This window comes from Rhizobium sp. KNZ2-6A, from assembly GCF_056755475.1.
Genome location: NZ_JBNDIC010000034.1, coordinates 31,980 through 55,870 on the forward strand (window position 1 = coordinate 31,980; position 23,891 = coordinate 55,870).

23 protein-coding genes are annotated in these 23,891 nt (G+C 60.7%); 10 read left to right on the forward strand and 13 right to left on the reverse strand.

Annotated elements, in window-relative coordinates; translation table 11 throughout:
- Positions 1-207: 207 nt before the first annotated feature.
- The gene (locus tag ACPYOP_RS21800; protein ID WP_481412394.1) at positions 208-972 is read right to left on the reverse strand and encodes a class I SAM-dependent methyltransferase; all 765 of its coding nucleotides are present in this window, start codon (positions 970-972) and stop codon (positions 208-210) included.
- A 332-nt stretch (positions 973-1,304) separates the two neighbouring features.
- Between ACPYOP_RS21800 and ACPYOP_RS21805 the strand changes: the two genes are divergently transcribed.
- Positions 1,305-2,927 (forward strand): ABC-F family ATP-binding cassette domain-containing protein, encoded by a 1,623-nt coding sequence (locus tag ACPYOP_RS21805; protein WP_481412395.1) that lies wholly within the window; start codon positions 1,305-1,307, stop codon positions 2,925-2,927.
- An 18-nt stretch (positions 2,928-2,945) separates the two neighbouring features.
- Here the strand turns inward: ACPYOP_RS21805 and ACPYOP_RS21810 are convergent, their stop codons facing one another.
- From ACPYOP_RS21810 to ACPYOP_RS21830, 5 genes are all read right to left on the reverse strand, one after another.
- Positions 2,946-3,959: an OmpA family protein gene (locus ACPYOP_RS21810; RefSeq protein ID WP_481412426.1), complete on the reverse strand. Its 1,014-nt coding sequence runs from the start codon at positions 3,957-3,959 to the stop codon at positions 2,946-2,948.
- Positions 3,953-4,885 (reverse strand): hypothetical protein, encoded by a 933-nt coding sequence (locus ACPYOP_RS21815; protein WP_481412396.1) that lies wholly within the window; start codon positions 4,883-4,885, stop codon positions 3,953-3,955. Before ACPYOP_RS21815 ends, ACPYOP_RS21810 begins: the two co-directional genes overlap by 7 nt.
- Positions 4,885-5,703 (reverse strand): hypothetical protein, encoded by an 819-nt coding sequence (locus tag ACPYOP_RS21820; protein WP_481412397.1) that lies wholly within the window; start codon positions 5,701-5,703, stop codon positions 4,885-4,887. Before ACPYOP_RS21820 ends, ACPYOP_RS21815 begins: the two co-directional genes overlap by 1 nt.
- Positions 5,681-7,129, reverse strand: coding sequence for a hypothetical protein (locus tag ACPYOP_RS21825; RefSeq protein WP_481412398.1), 1,449 nt, complete (start codon positions 7,127-7,129; stop codon positions 5,681-5,683). Before ACPYOP_RS21825 ends, ACPYOP_RS21820 begins: the two co-directional genes overlap by 23 nt.
- A gap of 190 nt (positions 7,130-7,319) precedes the next feature.
- Positions 7,320-9,239 carry a hypothetical protein gene (locus tag ACPYOP_RS21830; protein ID WP_481412399.1) on the reverse strand — a complete coding sequence of 640 codons (1,920 nt, stop codon included), beginning with the start codon at positions 9,237-9,239 and terminating at the stop codon, positions 7,320-7,322.
- A 241-nt stretch (positions 9,240-9,480) separates the two neighbouring features.
- Here ACPYOP_RS21830 and ACPYOP_RS21835 point away from each other — a divergent pair, with 241 nt between their 5' ends.
- From ACPYOP_RS21835 to ACPYOP_RS21860, 6 genes are all read left to right on the forward strand, one after another.
- A complete protein-coding gene (locus tag ACPYOP_RS21835; RefSeq protein WP_481412400.1) occupies positions 9,481-10,497 on the forward strand; it encodes a ketopantoate reductase family protein in 1,017 nt (338 codons plus the stop codon).
- Between the two features lie 179 nt (positions 10,498-10,676).
- Positions 10,677-10,904, forward strand: coding sequence for a hypothetical protein (locus ACPYOP_RS21840; RefSeq protein ID WP_481412401.1), 228 nt, complete (start codon positions 10,677-10,679; stop codon positions 10,902-10,904).
- Positions 10,905-10,912: 8 nt separating this feature from the next.
- Positions 10,913-11,854 carry a 4-hydroxy-tetrahydrodipicolinate synthase gene (dapA, locus tag ACPYOP_RS21845; protein ID WP_481412402.1) on the forward strand — a complete coding sequence of 314 codons (942 nt, stop codon included), beginning with the start codon at positions 10,913-10,915 and terminating at the stop codon, positions 11,852-11,854.
- Positions 11,855-11,998: 144 nt separating this feature from the next.
- The gene (locus tag ACPYOP_RS21850; RefSeq protein ID WP_481412403.1) at positions 11,999-12,193 is read left to right on the forward strand and encodes a hypothetical protein; all 195 of its coding nucleotides are present in this window, start codon (positions 11,999-12,001) and stop codon (positions 12,191-12,193) included.
- A gap of 33 nt (positions 12,194-12,226) precedes the next feature.
- The gene (locus ACPYOP_RS21855; RefSeq protein ID WP_481412404.1) at positions 12,227-12,496 is read left to right on the forward strand and encodes a hypothetical protein; all 270 of its coding nucleotides are present in this window, start codon (positions 12,227-12,229) and stop codon (positions 12,494-12,496) included.
- A 97-nt stretch (positions 12,497-12,593) separates the two neighbouring features.
- The gene (locus tag ACPYOP_RS21860; RefSeq protein WP_481412405.1) at positions 12,594-12,926 is read left to right on the forward strand and encodes a DUF1883 domain-containing protein; all 333 of its coding nucleotides are present in this window, start codon (positions 12,594-12,596) and stop codon (positions 12,924-12,926) included.
- 9 nt (positions 12,927-12,935) lie between these two features.
- On the opposite strand, the gene ACPYOP_RS21865 is transcribed toward ACPYOP_RS21860, so the two are convergent.
- Both ACPYOP_RS21865 and ACPYOP_RS21870 read right to left on the reverse strand, forming a co-directional pair.
- Positions 12,936-14,252, reverse strand: coding sequence for a replication-associated recombination protein A (locus ACPYOP_RS21865; RefSeq protein WP_481412406.1), 1,317 nt, complete (start codon positions 14,250-14,252; stop codon positions 12,936-12,938).
- Positions 14,249-15,652 (reverse strand): DegQ family serine endoprotease, encoded by a 1,404-nt coding sequence (locus tag ACPYOP_RS21870; protein WP_481412407.1) that lies wholly within the window; start codon positions 15,650-15,652, stop codon positions 14,249-14,251. Before ACPYOP_RS21870 ends, ACPYOP_RS21865 begins: the two co-directional genes overlap by 4 nt.
- Before the next feature lie 174 nt (positions 15,653-15,826).
- Here ACPYOP_RS21870 and ACPYOP_RS21875 point away from each other — a divergent pair, with 174 nt between their 5' ends.
- On the forward strand, positions 15,827-16,174 hold the full coding sequence (locus ACPYOP_RS21875) for a lysozyme inhibitor LprI family protein (RefSeq protein ID WP_481412408.1): 348 nt from the start codon (positions 15,827-15,829) through the stop codon (positions 16,172-16,174).
- A 226-nt stretch (positions 16,175-16,400) separates the two neighbouring features.
- Here ACPYOP_RS21875 and ilvD read toward each other — a convergent pair whose 3' ends face one another.
- On the reverse strand, positions 16,401-18,239 hold the full coding sequence (gene ilvD / locus ACPYOP_RS21880) for a dihydroxy-acid dehydratase (RefSeq protein ID WP_481412409.1): 1,839 nt from the start codon (positions 18,237-18,239) through the stop codon (positions 16,401-16,403).
- A gap of 340 nt (positions 18,240-18,579) precedes the next feature.
- On the opposite strand from ilvD, the gene msrP reads away from it, so the two are divergent.
- Together msrP and msrQ are read left to right on the forward strand one after the other, a co-directional pair.
- Complete coding sequence (gene msrP, locus ACPYOP_RS21885; RefSeq protein ID WP_481412410.1) at positions 18,580-19,530, forward strand: protein-methionine-sulfoxide reductase catalytic subunit MsrP; 951 nt, start codon at positions 18,580-18,582, stop codon at positions 19,528-19,530.
- Complete coding sequence (msrQ, locus tag ACPYOP_RS21890; protein ID WP_481412427.1) at positions 19,527-20,183, forward strand: protein-methionine-sulfoxide reductase heme-binding subunit MsrQ; 657 nt, start codon at positions 19,527-19,529, stop codon at positions 20,181-20,183. The genes msrP and msrQ overlap by 4 nt, the downstream gene beginning before the upstream one ends.
- Positions 20,184-20,213: 30 nt before the next feature.
- On the opposite strand, the gene ACPYOP_RS21895 is transcribed toward msrQ, so the two are convergent.
- From ACPYOP_RS21895 to ACPYOP_RS21910, 4 genes are read right to left on the reverse strand one after another with little or no spacing between them, the layout of a single operon-like run.
- On the reverse strand, positions 20,214-21,104 hold the full coding sequence (locus tag ACPYOP_RS21895; RefSeq protein ID WP_481412411.1) for an efflux RND transporter periplasmic adaptor subunit: 891 nt from the start codon (positions 21,102-21,104) through the stop codon (positions 20,214-20,216).
- The gene (locus ACPYOP_RS21900) at positions 21,101-21,310 is read right to left on the reverse strand and encodes a DUF1656 domain-containing protein (protein ID WP_481412412.1); all 210 of its coding nucleotides are present in this window, start codon (positions 21,308-21,310) and stop codon (positions 21,101-21,103) included. Before ACPYOP_RS21900 ends, ACPYOP_RS21895 begins: the two co-directional genes overlap by 4 nt.
- A 4-nt stretch (positions 21,311-21,314) precedes the next feature.
- Complete coding sequence (locus ACPYOP_RS21905; protein ID WP_481412413.1) at positions 21,315-23,387, reverse strand: FUSC family protein; 2,073 nt, start codon at positions 23,385-23,387, stop codon at positions 21,315-21,317.
- Positions 23,384-23,860, reverse strand: coding sequence for a MarR family winged helix-turn-helix transcriptional regulator (locus tag ACPYOP_RS21910; RefSeq protein WP_481412414.1), 477 nt, complete (start codon positions 23,858-23,860; stop codon positions 23,384-23,386). Before ACPYOP_RS21910 ends, ACPYOP_RS21905 begins: the two co-directional genes overlap by 4 nt.
- Positions 23,861-23,891: the final 31 nt, after the last annotated feature.

The following is a 23,891-nucleotide window of genomic DNA, read 5'->3' on the forward strand; positions in this document are numbered from 1 at the left end:
TCGTATGGTTACCGCGCTTTGATTGAACATGCTCATCTGATCATGCGTCAACCGATGAGCCCGCTGCTTGAACGATGGCGCAGCGAAAAATCCGTCGCAATCCCGAAAAAAATCTCTCGAACGCAGAGGGATTTCGCGCAATAAAAGCCATAACTTCAGGCAGATCACCCTACCTGAAGCCCATGTTTTCCCCCTGCGTGCTGGCGGCTACGCGAACGAAAGGACGCTATGATCGCCGACGGTTGCATAGCGCCAGCGTCCAGAGTGAATCTCCTTCGGCAAAGTCCGGTCCAGGAAGCCGCGTAATTTTGTCAGGGTCTCAGGCTGCTCAGAAAAGGTCGTAAGAAACAGCTTGTTCTGGAAGATCAGAAATGGCGCCAAGCGTCGATTGGCAATCTGCATATACCGATAGAATCCCTCCGTTACCGTCGGCCAGTGCACGCCCAGAAAATCGTCGAGCAGCACGATGCCACCGGGAACGAGAAGCTCCTGGGCGATCTGCATATCATTGACGACGTGAGCGATGGTATGCCCGCCATCCACCGACATCAGGCGCACTCCGGTTACGCCAAGCCGTTCCCGCGCAGTCGCCGGTGTCAATGACATGCTGTCGGCCGAGATCGTCGTCACTCGCGAGGTATAATCGGGAAAAAGCTCCTGCAGATGCTGATTGAATATGGCTAGCGATCCCTTGCCGCTGTGATCGAGGTTCTTCTGCTGATCCTCAAACAGGTCAACTGCAATGCAACGCTCGTTGTCTCGTGACATGGCAGAGAGCAGGAAGAACAATTTGCCATGATGGACGCCAATCTCCAGGATGTCGCCTTCCACCTTTTGAGTATCGTGCAACTCGCGGATAAATTTCAGGATATGCGGTATTCTATCACCAACCCATCCCTGAACCTCATTCCACGAACGCCTTAAAGTTGCATCCAGGACATCGACTTCGCTTGCTTCCGCAACCATTTGCATATGTGCCCCCTTATTGCACACGAACTGCAGCTCAAAGCGCCTTCCAACAAGGCACCGGTCATCAGTTTCCCAGCATCCGTGCCGCCAACTCGACACAATACCGGAGGGCACACTATCCCCACGACCTGAGGGGTATGCCAGCCGGAAACCGTCCGAGCTATACGTATTGGGACGCGCAAACCGCATCATCAAAGAAAGCTGAATCAGAAAAGGCTCAGCGCATTCGCGACCCAGATTGCAGATGTTGCACTCACCTGCCCAAAAACCTGCGACAGAGACGATAACCCGTGGCATAAGGCCCCCGAAAAACTTTCTTCGGACAACGCGTAACCATGATTCGTATCGAGAATATCAGCAAGCAGAACAGCCATCGCATCCTCTTCATCGAGGCGTCCGCTGCGCTCAACAGGGGCGAGAGCATCGGGCTTGTCGGTCCCAATGGCGCCGGTAAGACGACGCTTTTTCGGATGATCACCGGACGGGAGCTGCCCGACGAAGGGCAGGTTTCAGTCGATAAGGGCGTGACCATCGGTTACTTCAATCAGGACGTCGGCGAAATGGCGGGGCGCAGCGCCGTCTCCGAGGTCATGGAGGGCGCAGGCCCGGTCAGCGCAGTTGCCGCCGAACTGCGTGAGCTGGAAGCCGCCATGAGCGATCCGGATCAGGCCGACAGGATGGATGAGATCATCGAGCGCTATGGCGAGGTGCAGGCGCGCTACGAGGAGCTCGACGGCTATGCTCTGGAGGGCCGCGCCCGCGAAGTTCTGGCAGGCCTGAGCTTCAGCCAGGAGATGATGGATGGCGATGTCGGCGCGCTTTCGGGCGGCTGGAAGATGCGCGTGGCGCTCGCCCGCATCCTCTTGATGCGCCCCGATGTCATGCTGCTCGACGAGCCGAGCAACCATCTCGATCTCGAGAGCCTGATCTGGCTGGAAGCATTCCTCAAGGGCTATGAGGGCGCGCTGCTGATGACCTCGCATGACCGCGAGTTCATGAACCGCATCGTCACCAAGATCATCGAAATCGATGGCGGTAACCTGACCAGCTATTCGGGCGACTACGAGTTCTACGAGCAGCAGCGCGCTCAGAACGAGAAGCAGCAGCAGGCGCAGTTCGAGCGCCAGCAGGCGATGCTTGCCAAGGAAATCAAGTTCATCGAGCGCTTCAAGGCGCGCGCCTCGCATGCCTCGCAGGTGCAAAGCCGCGTGAAGAAGCTGGAGAAGATCGACCGCGTCGAGCCGCCGAAACGCCGTCAGACCGTTGCCTTCGAATTCCAGCCGGCGCCGCGCTCGGGCGAAGACGTTGCCGTGCTGAAGAACGTGCACAAAAAGTATGGCAGCCGCAGCATCTATGAGGGGCTGGACTTCATGGTGCGGCGCCGCGAGCGCTGGTGCATCATGGGCATCAACGGCGCCGGCAAATCCACACTTCTGAAGCTGGTCGCGGGTTCGACGCAGCCGGACGAAGGCAGCGTTGCGTTGGGCGCAAGCGTCAAGATGGGATATTTCGCCCAGCATGCCATGGATCTGCTTGATGGCGAGCGCACCGTGTTTCAGCAGCTCGAACACGATTTTCCACAGGCAGGTCAAGGTTCGCTCCGCGCGCTTGCCGGCTGTTTCGGTTTCTCCGGCGACGATGTCGAAAAGAAATGCCGGGTCCTGTCCGGTGGCGAGAAGGCGCGGCTTGTCATGGCGATCATGCTCTTCGATCCGCCGAACTTGCTGGTGCTGGACGAGCCGACCAACCATCTCGATCTCGACACGAAAGAGATGCTCATCGAGGCGCTGTCGCAATATGAAGGCACGATGCTATTCGTCTCGCACGACCGGCATTTCCTCGCGGCACTCTCCAACCGCGTGCTGGAGCTGACGCCGGACGGCATTCACCAGTACACCGGCGGCTATACAGAATATGTGGAGCGCACCGGCTACGAGGCGCCCGGCTTGAAAAGCTGATAGCTCGCCGTATCGGCGCTATTGCGTATTGGTCGAAGGCGCGGCACCGGCATTGATTACGGCAACCGGTGCCGCCCTGCCACGCACGCGGATTTCGATGCGGCGGCGTGCCTCGACGGCGCCGCGCTGGCCCGATGTGACCGTATCGCCGGGCAGGATCAGCTGCGCGGCGGACATCGGCAGGATGGTGGCATTCTTCAGCTTGGGATTGGCCTTGAGCACGTTGGCAACGGCAATGGCGCGGGCAAGGCCGAGCCCGGCATTGTCTGCGGGCAGCAGGGCCGATACCGGCAGCTTGCCGTCCATTGCGTTGATGATCGTATCATCGAGGTTGGATTTTTCGCGCGCCACCGGCTGCTCGTCCGTATGGCCGATCACCTCGACGATATTGGCGCCATAGAGGCTCAAGTTACTTGCGATTTCATCTGTGATCGTCGTGCCGAGCAGCTGTGAAAAGGTGCCGGTGAGTTCGGCGCTTCCCGATTGGAAATAATTCTTCTTGGCATCGTCGAGATTGATGATGGGCGGCCAGTCGTGCATGCCCTTCCCGCCCCCATTTTCTGCCAGAAGCTTATTGACCTCATCGGGTGCTGCGTTAAGCGAGATGCCGTGTTCCTTCAAAATGGCGGCAACCTTGGAAAGCGACTGCAGATCGGCCGCCGTCGCGCCCTGGTCTTTGATGCTGTCGAGTGTCTCCTTCGCCAGCACCAGCTCTCGCCATTGCTTGTCCACCACGGCCTTGTCGGCGGCGGAAAGATCGCCGGAGACGACCTTGGACTGCAGCAGTACAATCTCGGCGGCCTGCTCGGCTCGCTTCTTTTCCAGGATGGCGACCTGCTGTTCCGCCTTTTCGAGCTTGCGCTCGACCTCATAGCGCTTGTGTCTCTCGGCGGAAATCAGGGCAGCCGCCACAAGCAGCAGGCAGAAGACCAGAAGCAGCATGGATTCGGCCATCGTCAGGCCGAGGATCAGGCCACGATTGTAGCCCTTGTGCTCCATTTTCGGCTTGTTGTCCGAGCCTCCTGCTACCATAGATGCCACCAGCGTTTTCGCGCCAGAGCCACAGGCTCGGCAGCGATATCACCGTCGGCCTTTGGCAGCGACGCCTGCCCGATCGCCTCCGCCATGCGGCCGAGTGCCACTTCGATGTTGCGCAGCGGCTGCAATTGCGCCTCCGACATCTCCTTGATGGCGACAATCGCCGGCGTCAGCTCGGCGCGCACGACGTCCTCCGGCGAGCGGATCTCCTCCAGCTTCCTGCCGACATTCTCGACGGCGGCACCGAAGGTACCGATGATTTCGGACAGCTGCGAAGTCGTCGCCGTCAACTGCGCGGCGGCGTCGTTGATCGGGGTCACGGCCTGCTTTGCCAGCATTTCCAGGATCTTGTTGATCTCCTGGCCGTTGCGCTCGGCCTGCCGCGCGATCTCTTCGAACCCTTCCGACAGCATCTGGTTGCTGACACGCCGGTAGTGGGAGAATTCGCGAGACGACGAGTCGAGTTCGGTGCGTACACGCCGCGTCATCTCGGCAAGCTCATGGCGGACGCTGCGCTCGATGTCGAGCGGGTCGCGCCGCATCTGGTTGAAGAGGATGCGCAGCGTCACGCCGGCGATGGTCGAGGTAACGGCAATACCGAAATTGCGGACGACGGTCTCGATCGATGTTTCGCCAGCAAAGAGATAGAGCGATACGCCGAGACTCGAGAGGGTGAAGAGAAAACCCATGTAGTAGAGATTGTCGCCCGCCTGCTCGTTATGCAGCCGGAACCCTGCGACCGCCAGCGACACGAGGAAGTAGATCCCCATCAACACCAGCGGCACGCCGGTCACGACAGGCAGCGACCAGCCCATGAGCTTCGATGACCAGATGAAAATCATGCCGCCGATGGTGATGGAGGCGAAAAGCGCCATCGGCCCATAATCCCGGATGAGATATCTGGCGTCGGTGCCAGCCATCAGCGTATCCCCTCCAACCGCACGAAACCGCCGAAATCACCGTTACTGTTCTTGATCCATTGCGCCCAGAAGTCCGCAAGATCCTCCATGCTGAACTTCATGTTCGGCCTTTGAAAGGCAAGGATCTTGACCGTGACTCCATTCAACGACGTGCGAAACTGGTCGTTTGCCGGGCTGTGCTGGTATTTCTGATAGGAGACGCCATCCCGGTAGTTCGAGAAGGCGGCGGTGTGCTCGATCATGTCGGAGGCGATGTAGAGGCGCTTCGGCAGGCCGGAGGGCGCATTGGCAAAGACTTCCAGGTTGATCTTCTGGATGGCCGCCATGATGGGCGACAGCCTGCCGGACTCGCCCGCGGTCAGCTTGCCGGCGATATCGGCGAGCGGCTTCTGGAACCCCTTCTCCCACCGTGCCTGTGCCAGACGCGGATTGCTTGTCCATTCGTCAACATTGGCACCGCTTCCCGGATTGCAGCCGTGGAAGGTCTGGATCAGCTCGCCCTCCTTCTCGGTGAGCGCATAGATATCGATCGCGCCGCCGATCGGCACATCAGTCACGATCTTCTGGAACTGGTTGCGTAGATCGAGCGCCGTCGTGTCTGCTATCGGATCGGTGACATCGAGCAGGATGGCCGTTTCCGCCTTTGGGCCGTCCACCGGGCAGAGCGACGCCTGGTCGATGGCGATATTGCCGCTCGCCTTGTAGCGCAGCCAGCCATAGGCGCCGACGATCCCGAGGGACAGGACCGCGAGGCAAACCGTTGCAATGATGAGACCGGCGGATCCGCCGCGCCGGCTACGCCGCTTGCGTCGAGCCAAGGATGCTCTCCGGGAAAAGATTATCGAGCTGGTGGTATTTCTCGATGGCGCGCTCGAATTCCTCGCCAATCCGCTTGATCTGCTCTGAAAGCTCCGTCTGCGCACCCTGGATGCGCGAGCCCAGAACCTTGTCGTCCCATTCCTCTTCGCTGCGTATGACAGGCGTCAGGCGCTCCATCTTGTAGGCATCCTTGAAGTAGGATGGCTCCAGCTCGGTACGTGCAGCCCGGTTGGCATCGCGGTAGGAGGTGAGCAGCACATTGGCGGCGCGCTCGAGATGGTTTTGATGTTCAGCAAAAAGGCCTGCGGTCCTCGCGCGATGGGCGACGATGGCTGATGTCTCCTGCCGGCGCAGCGAGAGGTCGCGGATGATCTCCTCGATCTTGCTATTGTGCTCGTCGCGGATCTCGCGAAGGTCCTCGATCAGATCGAGCTTGCGGTCGATATAATTGTCCCTCGCCGCGTCGAGACGCTTCTGTACGCCGGCAAAGCCCGGATAGGGATCGGTCAGATAGCAGCCGTCGATGAAGGCGACGAGCGAGAACATCAGGCCAATGGCAAAGAGCATCCAGGAATTCAGCTCCTGCAGTCCGAGCGGTGCTACCTTCAGGCGCTGTATCACCTCGGCGCCGGCGCCGCTCAGGATCGTGGCCGAGACCTCGCGATAATGCGCCAGCACGATGTTGATGCCTAATGCCAGGGCGACATAGGCGACAAGCCCGAGCAGACCGAGCAGCTTCAGCGCGAAGGACCGATGCACGAGGAAGCGGACGCAGAAGAAGGAGAACATCAGCGCCGTGCCGATATTCAGGAAGGCGAAGGCGGCCGCCTCCGTCACGCCGCCGACGATGCCTTGCTCGCTTCCCTTGGCGAGAAAGCTGCCGTTCATCACCATTTCGATAAGCACGAGGAAGACGATCAGCGAAACCTTGAAGCCCCATGCCGCCCTGCTGGAAACCTTTGCGGCGCGCTGCAGCTTGTGCGTGGCCTTGAAGCTCACCATTTCGTCCTCGGCGGTTTTCAGCTTGCGGCGCAGGCCATGCAGCTCGTCGACGCCACTTGCCACCTCCGCCTTGAAATCGGATATGCTGGAAGCATTTGCCTGGCGTATCAACCCGAACTGGCCTTCGAAATCGAGGTTGCGGAGACGGCTGTCGAAGGTCTGAAACTGGTCTTCGAGGATCTGGTAGGAACTCTTCTTTTCCGCCTCGACCCAAGCGACGACGCGCTGCTCCGTCTCGTCATGCGACTGCGCATCCGGCGGCGGCCTGTTCTGGCGCCCGGCGGCGGCGCCCTTTTCCTTCAGATCAAGGGTCGCACCGAGCTTTTCGATGTCGACGACGGGAAAAACGTCTGTCGAGGCGCGGAAATCATGGCTGGTCTCCCGAACGCTGTCCCAGAGACGGTTGAGGGCTTCGAAACGCAACGATCTTCCCCGGCGAATTCATCAACTTAGAAAGGACAATTGAGAAATCGATACCGCACCGGTTGTCCTTGGTCCAGCGCGATCTAGCTAAGGTTAGGATGCGATTGTGGTAAAGACTAGCCCGAGCCTAATAGTGATAGGAAAACACTTATATCAATCGCGGCAATCATCCTTGCGCGAAGGATCGCTGCTACGCCTGGACCGAATTCGAAACAGGTTTCCAGAAACCGGCGCGTTGCAGCCCTTCGCGATAGATATCGCGTTGCCATTGCTCCTTGAACGGCACGACGGAAATCCAGCGATCGATATCGAAATCCGGATAGGTATTATGAACCCGCCGGACGAAGAAGCCCGCCCTTTCCTCTTCTCCGAGCATTGCCAGGCTCGCCGCGGAAATCCTGTCCGCCAAGCGTGAATCGGCCATCCGGCCGATATAATCGAGAGCAGCCTCGAAGCGGCCGAGCGTGTAGCTGGCGACCGAAGCGGTCCAGAAATAAGTGTCGGGACTGGCCGGGTTGAGCGCGATGGCACATTCGATCTTCTTCAGCGCAAGATCCGGCCGCGAGGAATGCAGCAATGCTTCGGCATGGTCGGCAATGATGCCGGCGTGACCCGGATTGAGGGCTTCGGCCAGTTTCAGGGCTTCTATGCTCTCGTCGTCTGCCCGCTTTAAGGTCTTCGTCATGCCCAACTCGCGATAGCCGTCGGCGATATCGCGACGGGCCGCAATGGCCCGTAGCGCATAGTCCTCGGCCTCGTCCAGCAGGGCCGCGTCGCTACCCGATGTCAGCACCCATTCCTTGGAATAGGTCCGCGCAATGGAACTCAAGACAGGGGCGAAATGGCCGCTGCTTTCCAGCACGGCTTTGAGCTCCACCCGTGCTTCCTGCAGGCTCGGCACCGAGAGACGAGCAAGGTGGCGCTTTCCGGCGAGATAGCGCCGATGGGCCGTCAGGTCCTTTTCGAAGTGAGACCTCATCATCTCCCGGCGTTCGATCTGCCCTGCCAGGGACAGCACGATATGGCGCGTGATCGTCTGCCTCTGCTGTTCCGGAGAGGACTGTCCAAGATTGATGCGCTCCGCCCAGACGACCTCATCGCTGGCGGCATCGACCAATTGCGAAAACAACAATGGTCCGTCATCACGAGCGCTGAGGCGCATCTCGATACTATAGGAGCGATCCCATCGATCGAACGTTGCGACGGCACGCTGCCCAACCCTGCCGACCCGGACCGCCGTGCAGCGATCCGCAATATCGAGACTCTCCAAGGCGCAGAAGCCGACAGTGATATCGCCCACCAGCGATGAGGCGTCGTATCCTGCGCCTTGCTTTTCCGAGGATGGCAGGAGAATTAGGGGGATGCGCGCCTTCGGCGCCCTGCCCGACACCCGACTGCTGGGAAGAGCGCCTGCGGCGACCTCACCTGCCGAAGCGTCCCGCCACCGCGCCGACCATGACGCCAACAACTCTGAACGCTGCTCGAATATTCGCCTGAAGTGCTCCACCTCCCCGGTGGCTTCGAATATCCGCAACAAGATGCGATGGATATTCCGATCCTCCGGATCGACGCCGAGGATCAGAAGCGCGGCCTCCTTCACCAGTGCGGCATTCTTCTTGGTGCTCACCTGGGCCTCAGCGGCAGTCAGCGTTTCCTTCAGCATATCGACATGGCGGCGCCTTTGCGCCTTTCGCCAGTGAAAGAAAACCGCGCTCTGACAATCGACCTCCGGCAGGAACTCCGCCTCGAGCGCTTTCATCAGCACCTTTAGCCGCGCAGTGACCGGCGCGGCCTGCTCCGCGTTTGCAAGCGGCAAGTCTATAGCTTCCGGAGGTGCTTCGAGCTCGACGATCGTTTCGCTGAAACGAAGGAACGACCTGCCGAGAGCTGCCTGGCGGCCCCTTATCCGCGAAACCAGCTTGCGCAGATTGACCTGCGCGCCGCTATTGTCATCTCCCCATAAAAGCCGGGCGACCGCGCTGCGCGACGCGCGCGCCGCCGGCTCCGCCATCAGGTAGGTCAGGATCAACAGGCCCTTTTCGGGAAAGGCGACTTGGCGACCGTCGCTGCCCAGGAGCCTGAGGCCGCCAAATGTATGCAGTGAAAACATGATCCTGTTCACGACATCCGCATCGACCGATGCCGGCAGAAAAAACCGGGAAGCAGTTTCATTTGCCGGATTGATTTCACTCGCGCTCGGGCGAGCATAGTGAAATTTCCATAAGTTCGTAGTGTGGAGGAAGGTTCGGCGATTTTCAATTCCAATTGCCTGAAACCGGAAAGACCCTTCGCCAAATCGAAAGCGCGATATATCTCTTCTGAGCACGCGATCTCATTCGGAGCATGAAGCCATGACATCCTCTCCCTTCAAGAACATCTGTGTCTACGGCGCCGGCGCGCTGGGTGGCGCCATCGCCACAAAGCTCGCTTCCTCCCAGGGAGCAGAGACGCAGATCTCTGTCGTCGCACGCGGAGCTCACCTGGAGGCCATTCGCGCTGGCGGCATACGCCTCTGGGAAGCCGGCGCAGACAGCCCTCTCGTGGCGCGGATGACGGCAACGGCCGATGCGGGCGAGCTGCCGCCGCAGGATCTCGTCATCACGGGGCTCAAGGGCCATCAGCTTGCCGCAGCCGTCCCCGGCATTGCGAAATTGCTGCATTCGGGCACCCGCGTCGTCATGATCCTCAACGGCGTGCCGTGGTGGTATTTTCACCGGGACAGGCAGAGCGGCCATGCGGAGCACCAGATGGAGGAGCTCGATCCGAACGGCGATCTCTGGCGCCTGATCGGGCCGAAGCGTGTGATCGGCTGCGTTGCCTATCAAGGCGCGGAAGTCGTCGGGCCAGGTGAGATCAAGCTCGCAAACAACGGCCATTTCATCCTGGGCGAGCCATCCGGCGAGACGACGGCCGATATAGAAGCCATCGCGGCACTGCTGCAGAGGGCAGGCGTCAACATCTCCATTTCCACGCGCATTCGCGACGATATCTGGAGCAAGTTGATGGGCAACGCCGCCTTCAACCCGATCAGCGCGCTGACCCGCGGATTGATGTCGGACATTATGGATGATCCGGCGCTGGCAGCCATGGTCGGCCAGGTGATGAGGGAGGTGAAAGCTGTCGCTGAGGCTTTAGGATCGCATATCGCCATGTCGGTCGAGGAGCGCCTCGAGCGCTCGCGGCAGATCGGGCCTGTGCGCACCTCGATGCTGCAGGATCTGCTTGCTGGCAAGGCACTGGAAATCACGCCTCTCGTCGGTGTCGTCGTTTCGCTCGGCAAGCTCGCCAGTGTGCCGACGCCTGTCTCGGCGACCATCCTGGCGCTGGTGACGCAGCTCGACCAAAAGAACCAGCAGGATGCTGCCTAGCTGGCGGTCGACTGCCGCCAACGACATCCTCCTTTCCGGCAGCGGGCCACGGGCCAGTTGCCGGGCAAAATCCGGGGAGGCCGCATCTTTATATTTCACTTACTTCTTCGCCTTTCACCTCGAATGGATTTCCTATGGAGGCCGGCGTTACGCTTGCGGTGGAATATGGAGATAGACCCATGCTCGACACGCACGCACCCAATCTGACGGAATCCATCCGCGTCCTCGTTCACAACAGCGATGAGAGACATCACCGCGTTGCGGCATCGACCCCAAGCATAAAAGGCCGGCGCCAGCGCCCGCTTGGCAATCGCCAGGTCCGGGAAAAGCGCACCTTTCAGGCCATGTTCGCCTTTGGTCTGCTTCTCGGCGGCCTGGAGCTCTTCATCGTACTGCATTACCTCTGAGACACAGCATGGGCAGTCCGACGTTTCAGAGACGCATCGGCGGCGTGATCACCGCCCTTATTACCCCGTTTCATGATGGCGCTTTCGATAGCGTCGCCTTGATGGCGCATGTGGAATGGCAGCTATTGAGCGGCATCGACGGGCTGCTGGTCTGTTCGCTAACGGGCGAAGGCCCGACGCTGACGGAAGCCGAGCGAACCCGCGCCATTGAAATCTGCGTCGAACTTTCCGAAGACAAGGTGCCCGTCATTGTTGCAACGGGAACCAACGATACGGCGACGACCATAAAGGAAACGATACAGGCGCAGCGGCTTGGCGCCGATGCAGCCTTGGCGACGGTTCCCTATTATTCCAAGCCGACACAGAAAGGGATTACCCACCATTTCGAGCAGCTTGCTGCGCAAACGGAGCTGCCCATCATCGTCCATAATCAGCCATCGCATACGGCGACCGACCTTGCTCCGGCAACGGTCGGACGGCTGGCGGAGATTCCAGGAATCATAGGAATCGCCGACGGCAGCGGTGACGTCTCGCGCATCGATCTCTGGCGGCCCATGCTGCCGGAACGGTTCGGGCTCTTTACGTCGAACGATGCCAGCGCGCTCGGTTTCACCGCTGCGCATGGCCATGGCTGCTTTTCCAGTGCGGCCAATATCGTTCCGCGTCTCTTTCGATCCATGCAGCATTCGGCTGCGTGCGGCAACACCAGCGCAGCTCAATCCATCGACGAGCGCCTGCAGCCATTGTTCAGTGCGCTGGCCCGCGAAAGCGAACCGGCGACGGTCAAGCACGCCCTGTCACTGGTCAGGGATATCGAGGCGGACGTACGCCTGCCCTTGGTCGGCGTCACCAGCGAGACGGCTTCGGCCATCCAAGCGGCAATCACACCGTTTCAGCTCGACGGCAGCGGCCGCTTCGCCTCGCGCCATGCCTATCGCCTGGGATTGTGAAACTGCGCAATCCCTATGAGATTTTTATATTTTTGCCGTTTCAGGCAAATGGAAAACCTAGCAACTCCCCCATAGATTCAACAGCGTAGCACCGGAATTGGCCTTATCGGACCGGCGGTGCTGGTGACACTGAAAGGAGCTATGATGTCACGCCATATGCATACCGGCCTATCCGCCGATCCCCTCGAACGCCCTCGCAGGGCGGCCATCACAAGAAGCGAGTGGCCCATCTCTTCGGACGCATTGCTGAACGGGCTTCGCTCCGTCGCTCCGCGCCTCGGACTTGTCCTCCTGATCGCCGGCGCACTGCAAATTGTGCTGCACCTGACCGGACACTGAGCGAAACCGAAGAGATCCAAGAGGAAAGAAGAAATGGCAAACGCACAGCATATTCAGCGCCGCTCGGCTCATAACCCGATTTCGCCGGCTCCGGCCCGCTTCATCATTGGGCGCGACCGCCGCGGCAGCTGGATCGTTCAGGATCGACAGGGCCTCGTCGGCGGCTTGTTCCGCAACGAGGCCGCGGCCCTGCACTTCGCCGCCGAGGAATGCAACCACAATCCTGCCGACATCTGCCATGCGCCCGAAGGCGCTATCCTCGACCTGGACGGTTTCGCGCCAGCCTCGTCCAATCTGCACTAAATTTAGCCCCTAGCAGGCTTCGACAGTATCCCGCCGAACGCTTCCTTAACCCGCCCTCAGTTAAACTCTCGGCCAGATATCCAAAGAACAGAAAACCATGTCGAAGCCTGCTTTCCGTTACAGCCACTACGATCTTAGGGAACAGCGCGTGGGAACGGTGATTGAAATCACCCTCTCGGCCATCGCCAATGTCAGGCTGATGAATGGCGCGAATTTCGAGCGCTTCACGGAAACCCTCAAGCATCAGTTTATCGGCGGCGTCGCCAAGAAATCCCCGATTCGGCTCACCATTCCGGAATCCGGCCACTGGCATCTCGTCGTCGACATGGAAGGCCACAATGGACTGGCTGAATCGAGCGTGAAGATCGTCGATGCGGCACCGGCTCCCCGCATGCAGAAAGCACCACAGGAAACCGCCAGCGGCCGGTGATACCGGACCTCAGCGCTCGCCGCGTTCCTTGCGCAGCTTCGACCACCACTCCAGCCGCTTGCGAATTTCCCGCTCGAAACCGCGTTCCGGCGGATCGTAGAAGGTCTGGCGGCCCATCTTCTCCGGAAAATAGTTCTGACCTGAAAAGGCGTCGGGCTCGTCGTGGTCGTAGCGATAGCCGTCGCCATAGCCTTCGGTGCGCATCAGCTTGGTTGGCGCATTGAGGATATGCTTGGGCGGCAGCAGTGAACCATTCTGCTTGGCGGCCTGCATTGCAGCTTTGAAGGCAGTATAGACCGCATTGGATTTCGGGGCGGTCGCGAGATAGACGCAGGCCTGCGCCAGAGCCAGCTCACCCTCCGGCGACCCGAGATAATCATAGGCATCCTTGGCGGCATTGCAGATGACAAGCGCCTGCGGATCAGCAAGCCCGATATCCTCCACCGCCATGCGCACCAGCCGGCGGCCGAGATAGAGCGGATCCTCGCCGGCATCGAACATGCGGGCGAGATAATAGAGAGCGGCGTCCGGATCGGAACCGCGAACCGATTTATGCAGCGCGGATATCAGATTGTAGTGCCCATCCTGCGCCTTGTCATAGACCGGGGCGCGGCGCTGGACGATCTTGACCAGCATGTCGGGATCGAAAAGCTCGTCCTTGCGCGCGGCGCGCCAGACCTCTTCGGCCAGCGTCAGCACCGAACGGCCATCGCCATCGGCCATGCCGATCAGGCTCGCGCGCGCATCGTCCGTCAACGGCAGCGGCTTGCCTTCCACCGTTTCGGCCCGGCGCAACAACTCCTCCAGGCTTTCCTCGTCATGGGAGCGGAATGTGAGGACACGGGCGCGGGACAAGAGAGCGGCATTGAGTTCGAAGGAGGGATTTTCCGTCGTCGCCCCCACAAGAATGACGGTGCCGTCTTCCATGACTGGCAGGAAGCTATCCTGCTGGGCGCGATTGAAGCGATGGATCTCGTCGACGAACAGCAGGGTCTGGCGGCCATCCATGCGGCGCAACCGCGCTGCCTCGAATACCTTCTTCAGGTCGGCGACGCCGGAGAAGATCGCCGAAATCTGTTCGAAGGCGAGACCAGCCTCGCCCGAAAGCAGCCTGGCAACGGTCGTCTTACCGGTGCCGGGAGGCCCCCAGAAGATCATCGATCCCAGCGAACCCGCCTCGATCATCCGGCGCAGCACGCCGTCCTCGCCGGTCAGATGGGCCTGGCCGGTGACTTCGGCCAGCGTTTGCGGTCGCAGACGATCGGCGAGAGGCCGCTTGTTGGCGACCTCCTCCGGTATCCGCGGTGCAAACAGGTCATCGCTCATCGGAAGAACTGCCGGATGCGCTGGCCGTCACGCTCGATCTCGACGCGCCAGAAGCTTGGGTTTGACGTGACGGTCCGCTGCAGGATCTCGGTCGTATTGATCGCCACGCCATTGATGGAAATAACGATATCGCGCGCGGCAAATCCCAGCCGATCGGCCGGCGAGTTCTGCTTCAGGCTTTCGATGACGACGCCCGTGGAATCCGGCGGCAGATGCAGATCATCGGCAACCCGCGGCGAAAGATTGGCAACGGTTGCGCCGGAGAAAGGATTGTTGCCCTCGATCACCCGCTCATCGCGCGGGATGGATTCAGGCGCGGCGGCAAGCGTCATCGTGGTCTGATGTTCCTTGCCGTTATCGAGCACGGTCAGCGATACGGTCGCGCCGAGGCCGGCCGTCGTCAGGCGATAGCCGAGCGCATCGGGATGCTCGATAGAGATATTGTTCAGCGCCGTGATCACCTCGCCCGGCTTGAGGCCGGCCTTGGCCGCCGGGCCGCCATCGACCACCTTGGTCACCAATGCGCCGCGCACCTTGTCCAGGCCCAGCGCTTCGGCGACGTCGGATGTTACCGGCTCGAAAGTGGCGCCGATATAGGGCCGCTCGAAGGACTTGTCGCCACGATCGGCGGCGGCAAGGAAGACCTTGACCAGATTGGCGGGAATGGCAAAGCCGATACCGTTGGAGCCGCCACCCTGGGAGAAGATCGCCGTATTCAGTCCGATCAGCTGGCCCGTCATGTTGACGAGCGCACCGCCGGAATTGCCGGGGTTGATCGAAGCATCGGTCTGGATGAAGAAGCCGACTTCGTTCTTTACCTGATTGCGGGCAAGCGCCGAAACGATACCGCTGGTCACCGTCTGTCCGACGCCGAAGGGATTGCCGATCGCGAGCACGAGATCGCCGACCTCGATACCATCGGAATCGCTAAGCGGCAGAACCGGGAAGCTCTCATTCTTCGATTGGATCTTCAGCACCGCGAGGTCGACGCGATCATCCTTCAGAACGACCTTGCAGGGGAACTCGCGGCCGTCCGAAAGGGCGATCTTGATGTCGTCGGCACCATCGACGACGTGGTTGTTGGTAATAACGGTGCCATTCGCCTCCACGATAACGCCGGAGCCCAGCGAAGACTGCTTCTCGGTGCGATTCGGCATGCGTTGGCCGAAAAACTGCTCGAAGAAGGGATCGCCCGCGAAGGGCGACTGACGCTGCACGACGCGCTCGGCATAGACGTTCACCACAGCGCCGGCCGTCTGCTTGACCAGCGGGGCGAAAGAAAGCTGCATCTGCGTCTGGCTTTCCGGCAGCGTCTTTGCCGTCTGAGCCTCAGCGGAAAGCGGCATCGCCATGACGAGAGCAATCATCGAAACGGCAGTGCGCTTCAGGAGGACATGCATGGAAATTTCCCTTTTTAATTCTCTTTAAACAACGTTGTAGCGCCCGACGCTAGAAAGAAAAGAGGGCGGAACCATGAAGCACAAATGGAAGTTTGCAGCGATAAAAAACAGGCTCGCCGAACAAAAACATGCTGTCATGCATTTCGCGTTGGGAATCGTCAAAGGGAGCCAAACATGCGATCGATCCATCTTGCCGCCGCCACCTTCGCCATCTCCTCCGCTATGGCCGGCACCTCCTATGCCGCCAGCTTCGATTGCGAGGCGCAGAACCTGAAGCCGGACGAAAAGACCATATGCGAGGTACGGGCGCTCAACGATGCCGACGTGAGGATGGTCACGACCTTCGACCTGCTCTCCGGCCTTCTTGCCATGGGCGCGCGCGGCACGATGCAGGACCAGCAGACGGAATGGTTGAAGAAGCGGCAGGCTTGCGGAGCCGATGTCGGCTGCCTGACTGTGTCCTACCAGGAGCGCCAGAAAGAGCTGAACGACGCGTACAAGCAGATCAATCGGCCGCTGTAAGGGCTTGGTTTGCAATGGTTTTGATAGTTTCATTGGGCAAGTCCCCTCTCCCCGCCTGCGGGGAGAGGGTTAGGGTGAGGGGCAAACGCAGGGACAGGCAAACCCTGCCGTTGCGATAAAGCTCGAAGCCCCTCATCCGTCCTCTCACAGCCGAGCCATGCTCTGCCGTTCGAGTCCAACTTCTCCCCGCCCTTCGACAAGCTCAGGACGGGGCGAAGAGACTTGGTTATTTTCCGCCCAAATCGCGAACGGCGCCGCGGTCCGCACTGGTTGCGAAGGCCGCATAAGCCTTCAACGCCGTAGTGACATTGCGCTTGCGCGGTTCGGCCGGATGCCAACCCCTAACGTTCTGGGCTTCGCGGCGAGCGGCAAGCTCCTTGTCATCGACACGCAGGTTGATCGTGCGGTTGGGGATGTCGATGTCGATCATGTCGCCCTCACGCACCAGGCCGATCGTGCCGCCATTGGCCGCTTCCGGCGAAGCATGGCCGATCGAGAGGCCGGAAGTGCCGCCGGAGAAGCGGCCATCGGTGATCAGCGCACAGGCCTTGCCGAGGCCCTTCGACTTCAGGTAGCTCGTCGGATAGAGCATTTCCTGCATGCCGGGACCGCCCTTCGGGCCTTCGTAGCGGATGACGACGACGTCGCCGGCCTTGACCTCGTTGCTGAGGATGCCCTTGACGGCAGCGTCCTGGCTTTCGAAGACCTTGGCCGGGCCGGAGAACTTCAGGATCGATTCATCGACGCCGGCTGTTTTCACGATGCAGCCATCCAGCGCCAGATTGCCCTTGAGGACGGCAAGACCGCCATCCTTGGAGAAGGGATGCTCGACGGAGCGGATGACGCCGTTTTCGCGGTCGGTGTCGAGCTCCTCCCAGCGGGCGTTCTGGCTGAAGGCAACCTGGGTCGGAATGCCGCCCGGAGCCGCGCGGAAGAATTCGCGCACGCTTTCACTGTTGGTGCGGGTGATGTCCCAGCGGTCGATGGCGTCGCCGAGCGTTTCGGCGTGAACCGTCGGGCAATCGCGGTTGATCAGGCCGCCCTTATCGAGCTCGCCGAGGATCGACATGATGCCGCCGGCGCGGTGCACATCTTCCATGTGGACGTCGCTCTTCGCCGGCGCGACCTTGGAGAGGCACGGCACGCGACGCGACAGCGCGTCGATATCGGCCATGGTGAAATCGACTTCGCCTTCATGCGCGGCGGCAAGAATGTGCAGAACCGTGTTGGTGGAGCCGCCCATGGCGATATCGAGCGCCATGGCATTCTCGAAGGCCTGCTTGGAGGCGACGGAACGCGGCAGGATGGATGCATCCTCCTGCTCGTAGTAGCGGCGAGCGAGATCGACGATCAGGTGGCCGGCTTCGACGAAGAGGCGCTTGCGGTCGGCATGGGTGGCGAGCGTCGAGCCGTTGCCGGGCAGCGACAGGCCCAGCGCCTCGGTCAGGCAGTTCATCGAATTGGCGGTGAACATGCCCGAGCACGAGCCGCAGGTCGGACAGGCGGAGCGCTCGATGACCTGGACGTCCTCGTCGCTGATCTTGTCGTCGGCAGCGGCAACCATGGCGTCGACCAGATCGAGCGCATGCTTCTTGCCGTGCAGGACGACCTTGCCGGCTTCCATCGGGCCGCCGGACACGAAGACCGTCGGGATGTTCAGGCGCAGCGAGGCCATGAGCATGCCGGGCGTGATCTTGTCGCAATTGGAGATGCAGACCATGGCATCGGCGCAATGGGCGTTGACCATGTATTCGACGCTGTCGGCGATTAGCTCGCGCGAGGGCAGCGAATAGAGCATGCCGTCATGGCCCATGGCGATGCCGTCGTCGACGGCGATGGTGTTGAATTCCTTGGCAACACCGCCAGCCGCTTCGATTTCGCGCGCGACGAGCTGGCCGAGATCCTTGAGGTGGACGTGGCCGGGCACAAACTGGGTGAAGGAGTTGACCACCGCAATGATGGGCTTGCCGAAATCGCTGTCCTTCATACCCGTGGCGCGCCAAAGGCCGCGCGCACCGGCCATGTTACGGCCGTGGGTGGTGGTTCTGGAACGATAAGCTGGCATGGTGTCTCTTCCTCGTCATCCTGGAATTTGCGCGGCGTCGGCAGGGCCCGAGGTTTAGGGCCGAAGGGAACGCCGGCAACTCCGCTTTTTGGAATTGTCCTAATCCAATCGTGCGATACTGTCACTATCAACTCAAGCGAATCCGGTACGCTGCCTGGCAAGGGCCAAGTCCGGGCAAACAAGTCGTACGACCACAATTGGGGACGAAGCAGCCCGATCACAAGCGCACACAAAAAGTTGCTTTCACTTCCAAAGAAATGCCGGCCTAAGAGTGTAACAAAATCCGCGTCTGCTGCGTATCGCTTATATCCAAGCTGCTATCGCATAGAGGAATTGTTCCATGGCTGCCTATCGCCCGCCCAAAATCGCATCTTCCGAGATCACACCCCACTCGATCTATCTCAAGCGCCGCGGCTTCCTGACGGCGGCAGCCGCCGGCATCGGCATGGCGGCCATCGGCGGCAAGGCTGCGATGGCCGAGGCGCTGGCGGCGACCAAGAGCAATTATACGGTTAATGAGAAGCTGACGCCGATCAAGGACGTCACCACCTACAATAACTTCTACGAATTCGGCCTCGACAAGTCCGACCCTGCCAGCCTCTCCGGCAAGTTCAAGCCGCGTCCCTGGACGGTCAAGGTCGACGGCATGGTCAACAAGCCCGGCACCTTCGATATCGACGCGCTGATCAAGGAATTTCCGCCGGAAGAGCGCGTCTATCGCATGCGCTGTGTCGAAGCCTGGTCTATGGTCATTCCCTGGGACGGCTTCCAGCTTTCCGCCCTGCTCGACAAGGTGGAACCGCAGGGCAGCGCCAAATTCGTGGCTTTCGAGACTGTTGTCAGACCAGACGAGATGCCGGGGCAATCAGGCCTGTTGCAATCCCTGAACTGGCCCTATGTCGAGGGCCTGCGTCTGGACGAGGCGCGCAACCCGCTGACGCTGCTTGCCGTCGGGCTCTACGGCGAGACCCTGCCGAACCAGAATGGCGCGCCGATCCGGCTCGTCGTGCCCTGGAAATATGGCTTCAAGGGCATCAAGTCGATCGTCCGCATCACGCTCACCGACAAGCAGCCGCTGAATACCTGGCAGGCCACCAATAGCCAGGAATACGGCTTCTACGCCAACGTCAATCCGGCCGTCGATCATCCGCGTTGGAGCCAGGCGACCGAGCGTCGCATCGGCGAAGGCGGCTTTTTCGGCTCCAATCGCCACCCCACCCTGCCCTTCAACGGCTATGCCGACCAGGTCGCCAGCCTCTATACCGGCATGGATCTCAGGGTGAATTTCTGATGGCCCTCTCCTTCGCTCTGCCCAAGCGCTGGCAATCCGCCTCCGTCTGGGCGCTCTATTTTGTCGGGCTTTTGCCGGCCGCATGGGAGTTCTATCTCGGCGCGACGGACCAGCTCGGCGCCGACGCGGTGAAGACCTTCGAGCTCTTCCTAGGGCTATGGGCGATCCGCTTCCTGCTTTTGACGCTTGTGGTCACGCCGTTCCGCGATCTTTTCGGCTGGAACTATCTGCGCTATCGTCGCGCGCTCGGCCTGCTCTGCTTCTACTACGCGCTGATGCACCTGACCGTCTACATGGTCCTCGACCAGGCGCTGGATGTGCAGGCTGTCATCGACGATGTTCTGAAGCGGCCCTTCATCATGTTCGGCATGGCGGGGCTCGTCATGCTGCTGGCACTTGCCGTGACCTCGAACAATTTCTCGATCAAACGGCTCGGCAAGAAATGGATCTGGCTGCATCGCCTCGTCTATATCATCGCCGCCTGCGGTGCCCTGCACTTTGCGCTATCGACCAAGGTGCTATCGCTGGAACAGTTCATCTATATCGGCCTGCTGATCGCCATGATCCTTTACAGATCCTACAGGCCGATCATGATGGAGAAACGCCGGGCCGCGCGCAGGCCGGCCGCGGCTTCCAGTTCCAGAGCGGCCTGAAGGCGGCCGCTCTGCCTGTTCCAGTGATGGTCATTCAGCGGTGCTGGCGATCTTTGCCTGGCCCTGCTCCTGCACCTCGACGGTTGCCGTCAGGCCGGCAATCAGCTTCGTGCCGTCGGGCACCTTGTCGAGCGCGATGCGCACCGGCACGCGCTGTGCCAGGCGCACCCAGCTGAAGGTCGGCGTGATATTGGCAAGCAGGCTGCCGGAGGTACGCTCGCGGTCCTCAATGCCGTAGGCGATGCTTTCGACATGGCCGGTCAGCTTCTCGGCCTGCCCCATCAGGTGGATGAAGACCTCGTCGCCGACATGGATGCGCGGCAGCTTGGTTTCCTCGAAATAGCCTTCGACGCGCAGAGAATCAGTATCGATCAGCGCCACCTTGGCGGTGCCGGCCGAAACATAGTCCCCCGGGCGCAGGCCGAAGTTCGAGATCGTACCGTTGACGGTCGCACGGATCTCGGAACGGTCTAGGTTCAGCTGTGCGAGATCGCGATTGGCGGTCGCCTGACGGAGAGCGGCTTCAGCCTGCTGTTCGGTGGTCTGCGCCTGCTCCTTCTGCTGGAGGGAGGCAGCATCGCCGAGGCGCGCCTGCCGCTGGTTCTCGCGGCGCGCCTGATCGAGAGCGGCCTTGCTGCTTTCAAGGGCTGCATCCGCCTGCTCGAGGGCGATGGCGAAACGATCGCGATCGACGCGGAAGAGGACATCGCCCTTTTTGACGATTTGGTTGTCCTTGACGAGGACTTCGCTGACCAGACCTGAGACATCTGGCGCAATGCCGACGACATCGGCCCTCAGGCGCGCATCGCGCGTCCAGGGTTCGTCCATGTAATGGCCCCAGAGCTGGCGGCCGACATAGACGGCGGCAACGACGAAGAAGAGAGTGACGGCCACGCGGCCGATGAGTTTGAACGCGTTCATGTGAAGTACCAACGAGAGACGGAGGAGACGGCGCCGAGCAGCAGGACGTAAAGGGCGAGATCGAAGAGGCCGCGATGCCAGACCAGAGTGTAGGCTCCGATCCAGGCGAGTAGGCGTCGAAGGACGATGACGGCAAACAGCGTCACAAACATGAGAACGAGAAGGCGCGGGATATAGACGCCATAAAGATCGAATTCTGCGGGCATGATATTACTCGGCGGCAATGGGATGAGGTTGGGTTATATCCGATAAGGGCGGTCGCCAACTCGCCGGCGGTTCGGCGTGCGGAAAGAGCGCGCGGCGAAGGCCGACCAGCGCATCGAGGCTCGCCCGACTGGAGTGGCGCTTTTCCTGCGCGACCGCCTCGAGACTATGATCGATCGACACGCGCAGGTCGTTGGCAGGATCGATGGCCCGCTTGGCCTTCAATCTCGAGCGATAGAAATCCGATACGCCGATCAGGACTTCGCTGACGGATGCGGCAGCGGCCGGCTTCAATTGGCCACGCTCCTTTTGCAGCATCAGCACATTGAAGCCGAGACGGACATCGGCATAACCGTCGACCTTCTTTAGCTCGCGATCCTCGATGCCCGCGAGACGTGGCACGAGCTGGCCGAGGCGGTCGAGGATGCGGCCGGACAGGCGCTCATGGTCGGCACGACGGATGCCCGCCGCGGTTTCGGCCAGATCTCTCCAGCCGGCCCTTACCAGCCGCCAGGCGGCAAGTTCGGCTCCGAAGGGGCGAGTGAGCAAGGTCCAGACCAGAGCGAAGCCCACGCCCGCGAGAGCCCCAACGGCGCTATTTGCGAAGCTGGCGAAATCGGCCGTATAGCGATCCTGCAGCGCGATGAAGGTAGCGCCGTTCACCGCCAGCAGCATGGCGAGCATGTTGGTCTGCGGCCGCGGTATCAACAGCCCCATCACCAAGAAGGGCGGCGCGAAGACCAACACCAGCATTTCGAAGCCTGAGATCGACGGCAATATGCCGAAGATATAAACGCAAGCGATGACGAGGCTCACGGCGCACCAGACGAACATCGAGGTGATGAAGGGTGCGGGCCGATCGAGCGAGGCGAAAAACGAACAGGCAACCGCCGCCATGGTGACGAAGCCCGCGCCATCCTGCCATCCCGAATAGATCCAGAAGAAGCAGGCAACGGCAATGCCGACGATAACCGCACCGGCCGAGAAGGCCAGCAGGCCATAGTCATAGTGCCTGATGTGAGCGACGACGTTGCGGTGACGGAAAGCAGGACGCCATGTGCCGACCTGCTGGCCGGAGACGATCTGGTCGCGCAGCGTCAGGCAGTCCTGCCAGAGATCGACGATTTCCTTCAGGCGATCGAGAGCACTCGACCGGACGAGATCATCCCAACCGAGATCGATGTCGCTCTGCTGCAATTCCTCGATCTTCCCCGATAGTCCATCGGCGGTATCGTCGGCCTTGCAACGACCGCCCTGCCCGAGCCAATCGGCCACATCGTTCAAAACCGCGACAAGCTCCTGCGACAGCGGTTTTCCGCCGGCTTTCAGCGCGTGCAGGCGATCGGCGAGGGACGAGAAGAGCGGCAGCAACATCAGCAGGCGGCCTCGCAGCTCGCGCGAATGCCTGACGATATCGCGGCTGCCGGCATCATAACGCAGCTGGCTGATGACGAGATCGAGGCCGGAAACGTCGGCGGAAAGCTTCTGGCGCTTCAAGGGAGTGGCGGGCGAAGCCCCCTCGCCGCGCAGGATCTCATCCGCCCAGGTGCCGGCATCATCCAGCCAGGAGCTTATCCGCTGGCCGAGCACCGTGCCGACGCTGCTCGGAAAAATGATGGTGCTGACGACGCTTGCACAGACGATACCGATGATGATTTCCTCGGAGCGGGCAAGCGCCACATCGAAGACGGTTTCGGGCGCGCCGACGGTCGGCAGCGCGATCAGCGGCAGCGAATAGCCGGCCAGCATGAAGACATAGCTGCGCGAGGTACGATCGAGCATCGAAATGAACAGCAAGGTGCCGGTCCATAGCGCAACGACGACGGAGAGCAGCTCCGGCGCATTGACGAAGAGCGGAACGAGGATCACCGATGCAGTGGCGCCGATGAGCGTGCCGAGAGCACGATAGAGCCCTTTGGAGCTCGTTGCTCCGGCAAGGGGATTGGCAACCACATAGACGGCGGCCATCGCCCAGTAGGGACGCGGCAGGTCCAGGGACAGCGCAATGAACAGCGCCATGATCGCCGCCGTGAAGGCTTTGAAGGAAAACAGCCAATCGCGCCAGGATGGGATGTTCATAGGACCTTCTCCCGCTCCGGCTCCGCATCGCCGGTCTTCGGCGATTCGAATTCTTCGAACGCCTTTAGGACGCGAACCGCAGCTTCGATATCTGCAGGGTCGACATTGGCAAGAATCCTGCCGCGCAGCTCATCGAGCGCATCTTCCATGCGGGACGCCAGCTTTTCGCCCTCCGGCGTCAGCCACAGGCCTTTGGCGCGCCGATCCGTCGGATCATCCTTGCGGATGACGAGATCCATGCTTTCGAGGTGATCGATCAGCCGAACCAGAGACGGGCCTTCGATGCCGACATAAGTGGCGAGCACCACCTGCCGCACGCCTCCCCCCAGGCGGCCGATCCAAAGCAGCGGCGCGGCCACCGCCTCGGATATGCCGTGGGAGCTCAGCGCAAGATCGACAGCCCGGCGCCATTGACGGCCGGTGGTTAACAAGTTGGCGGTGAATATGCGTTGCAGGGCGTTTGACGATTTCATGAGGATTCTATTAGCACTAAACTAATTAGGA

Excerpts from the sequence above, each read along its gene's own strand:
- ACPYOP_RS21895 (WP_481412411.1), bottom strand. The coding sequence starts at position 21,104 with ATGAACGCGTTCAAACTCATCGGCCGCGTGGCCGTCACTCTCTTCTTC.
- ACPYOP_RS21875 (WP_481412408.1), top strand. The coding sequence starts at position 15,827 with ATGCGATCGATCCATCTTGCCGCCGCCACCTTCGCCATCTCCTCCGCT.
- msrP (WP_481412410.1), top strand. The coding sequence starts at position 18,580 with ATGGCTGCCTATCGCCCGCCCAAAATCGCATCTTCCGAGATCACACCC.
- ACPYOP_RS21865 (WP_481412406.1), bottom strand. The coding sequence starts at position 14,252 with ATGAGCGATGACCTGTTTGCACCGCGGATACCGGAGGAGGTCGCCAAC.
- ACPYOP_RS21815 (WP_481412396.1), bottom strand. The coding sequence starts at position 4,885 with ATGGCTGGCACCGACGCCAGATATCTCATCCGGGATTATGGGCCGATG.
- ACPYOP_RS21850 (WP_481412403.1), top strand. The coding sequence starts at position 11,999 with ATGTCACGCCATATGCATACCGGCCTATCCGCCGATCCCCTCGAACGC.
- ACPYOP_RS21855 (WP_481412404.1), top strand. The coding sequence starts at position 12,227 with ATGGCAAACGCACAGCATATTCAGCGCCGCTCGGCTCATAACCCGATT.
- ACPYOP_RS21900 (WP_481412412.1), bottom strand. The coding sequence starts at position 21,310 with ATGCCCGCAGAATTCGATCTTTATGGCGTCTATATCCCGCGCCTTCTC.
- ACPYOP_RS21805 (WP_481412395.1), top strand. The coding sequence starts at position 1,305 with ATGATTCGTATCGAGAATATCAGCAAGCAGAACAGCCATCGCATCCTC.
- ACPYOP_RS21835 (WP_481412400.1), top strand. The coding sequence starts at position 9,481 with ATGACATCCTCTCCCTTCAAGAACATCTGTGTCTACGGCGCCGGCGCG.
- ACPYOP_RS21870 (WP_481412407.1), bottom strand. The coding sequence starts at position 15,652 with ATGCATGTCCTCCTGAAGCGCACTGCCGTTTCGATGATTGCTCTCGTC.
- ACPYOP_RS21810 (WP_481412426.1), bottom strand. The coding sequence starts at position 3,959 with ATGGTAGCAGGAGGCTCGGACAACAAGCCGAAAATGGAGCACAAGGGC.
- ACPYOP_RS21830 (WP_481412399.1), bottom strand. The coding sequence starts at position 9,239 with ATGTTTTCACTGCATACATTTGGCGGCCTCAGGCTCCTGGGCAGCGAC.
- ACPYOP_RS21910 (WP_481412414.1), bottom strand. The coding sequence starts at position 23,860 with ATGAAATCGTCAAACGCCCTGCAACGCATATTCACCGCCAACTTGTTA.
- dapA (WP_481412402.1), top strand. The coding sequence starts at position 10,913 with ATGGGCAGTCCGACGTTTCAGAGACGCATCGGCGGCGTGATCACCGCC.
- ACPYOP_RS21860 (WP_481412405.1), top strand. The coding sequence starts at position 12,594 with ATGTCGAAGCCTGCTTTCCGTTACAGCCACTACGATCTTAGGGAACAG.
- ACPYOP_RS21800 (WP_481412394.1), bottom strand. The coding sequence starts at position 972 with ATGCAAATGGTTGCGGAAGCAAGCGAAGTCGATGTCCTGGATGCAACT.
- ACPYOP_RS21905 (WP_481412413.1), bottom strand. The coding sequence starts at position 23,387 with ATGAACATCCCATCCTGGCGCGATTGGCTGTTTTCCTTCAAAGCCTTC.
- ilvD (WP_481412409.1), bottom strand. The coding sequence starts at position 18,239 with ATGCCAGCTTATCGTTCCAGAACCACCACCCACGGCCGTAACATGGCC.
- ACPYOP_RS21840 (WP_481412401.1), top strand. The coding sequence starts at position 10,677 with ATGCTCGACACGCACGCACCCAATCTGACGGAATCCATCCGCGTCCTC.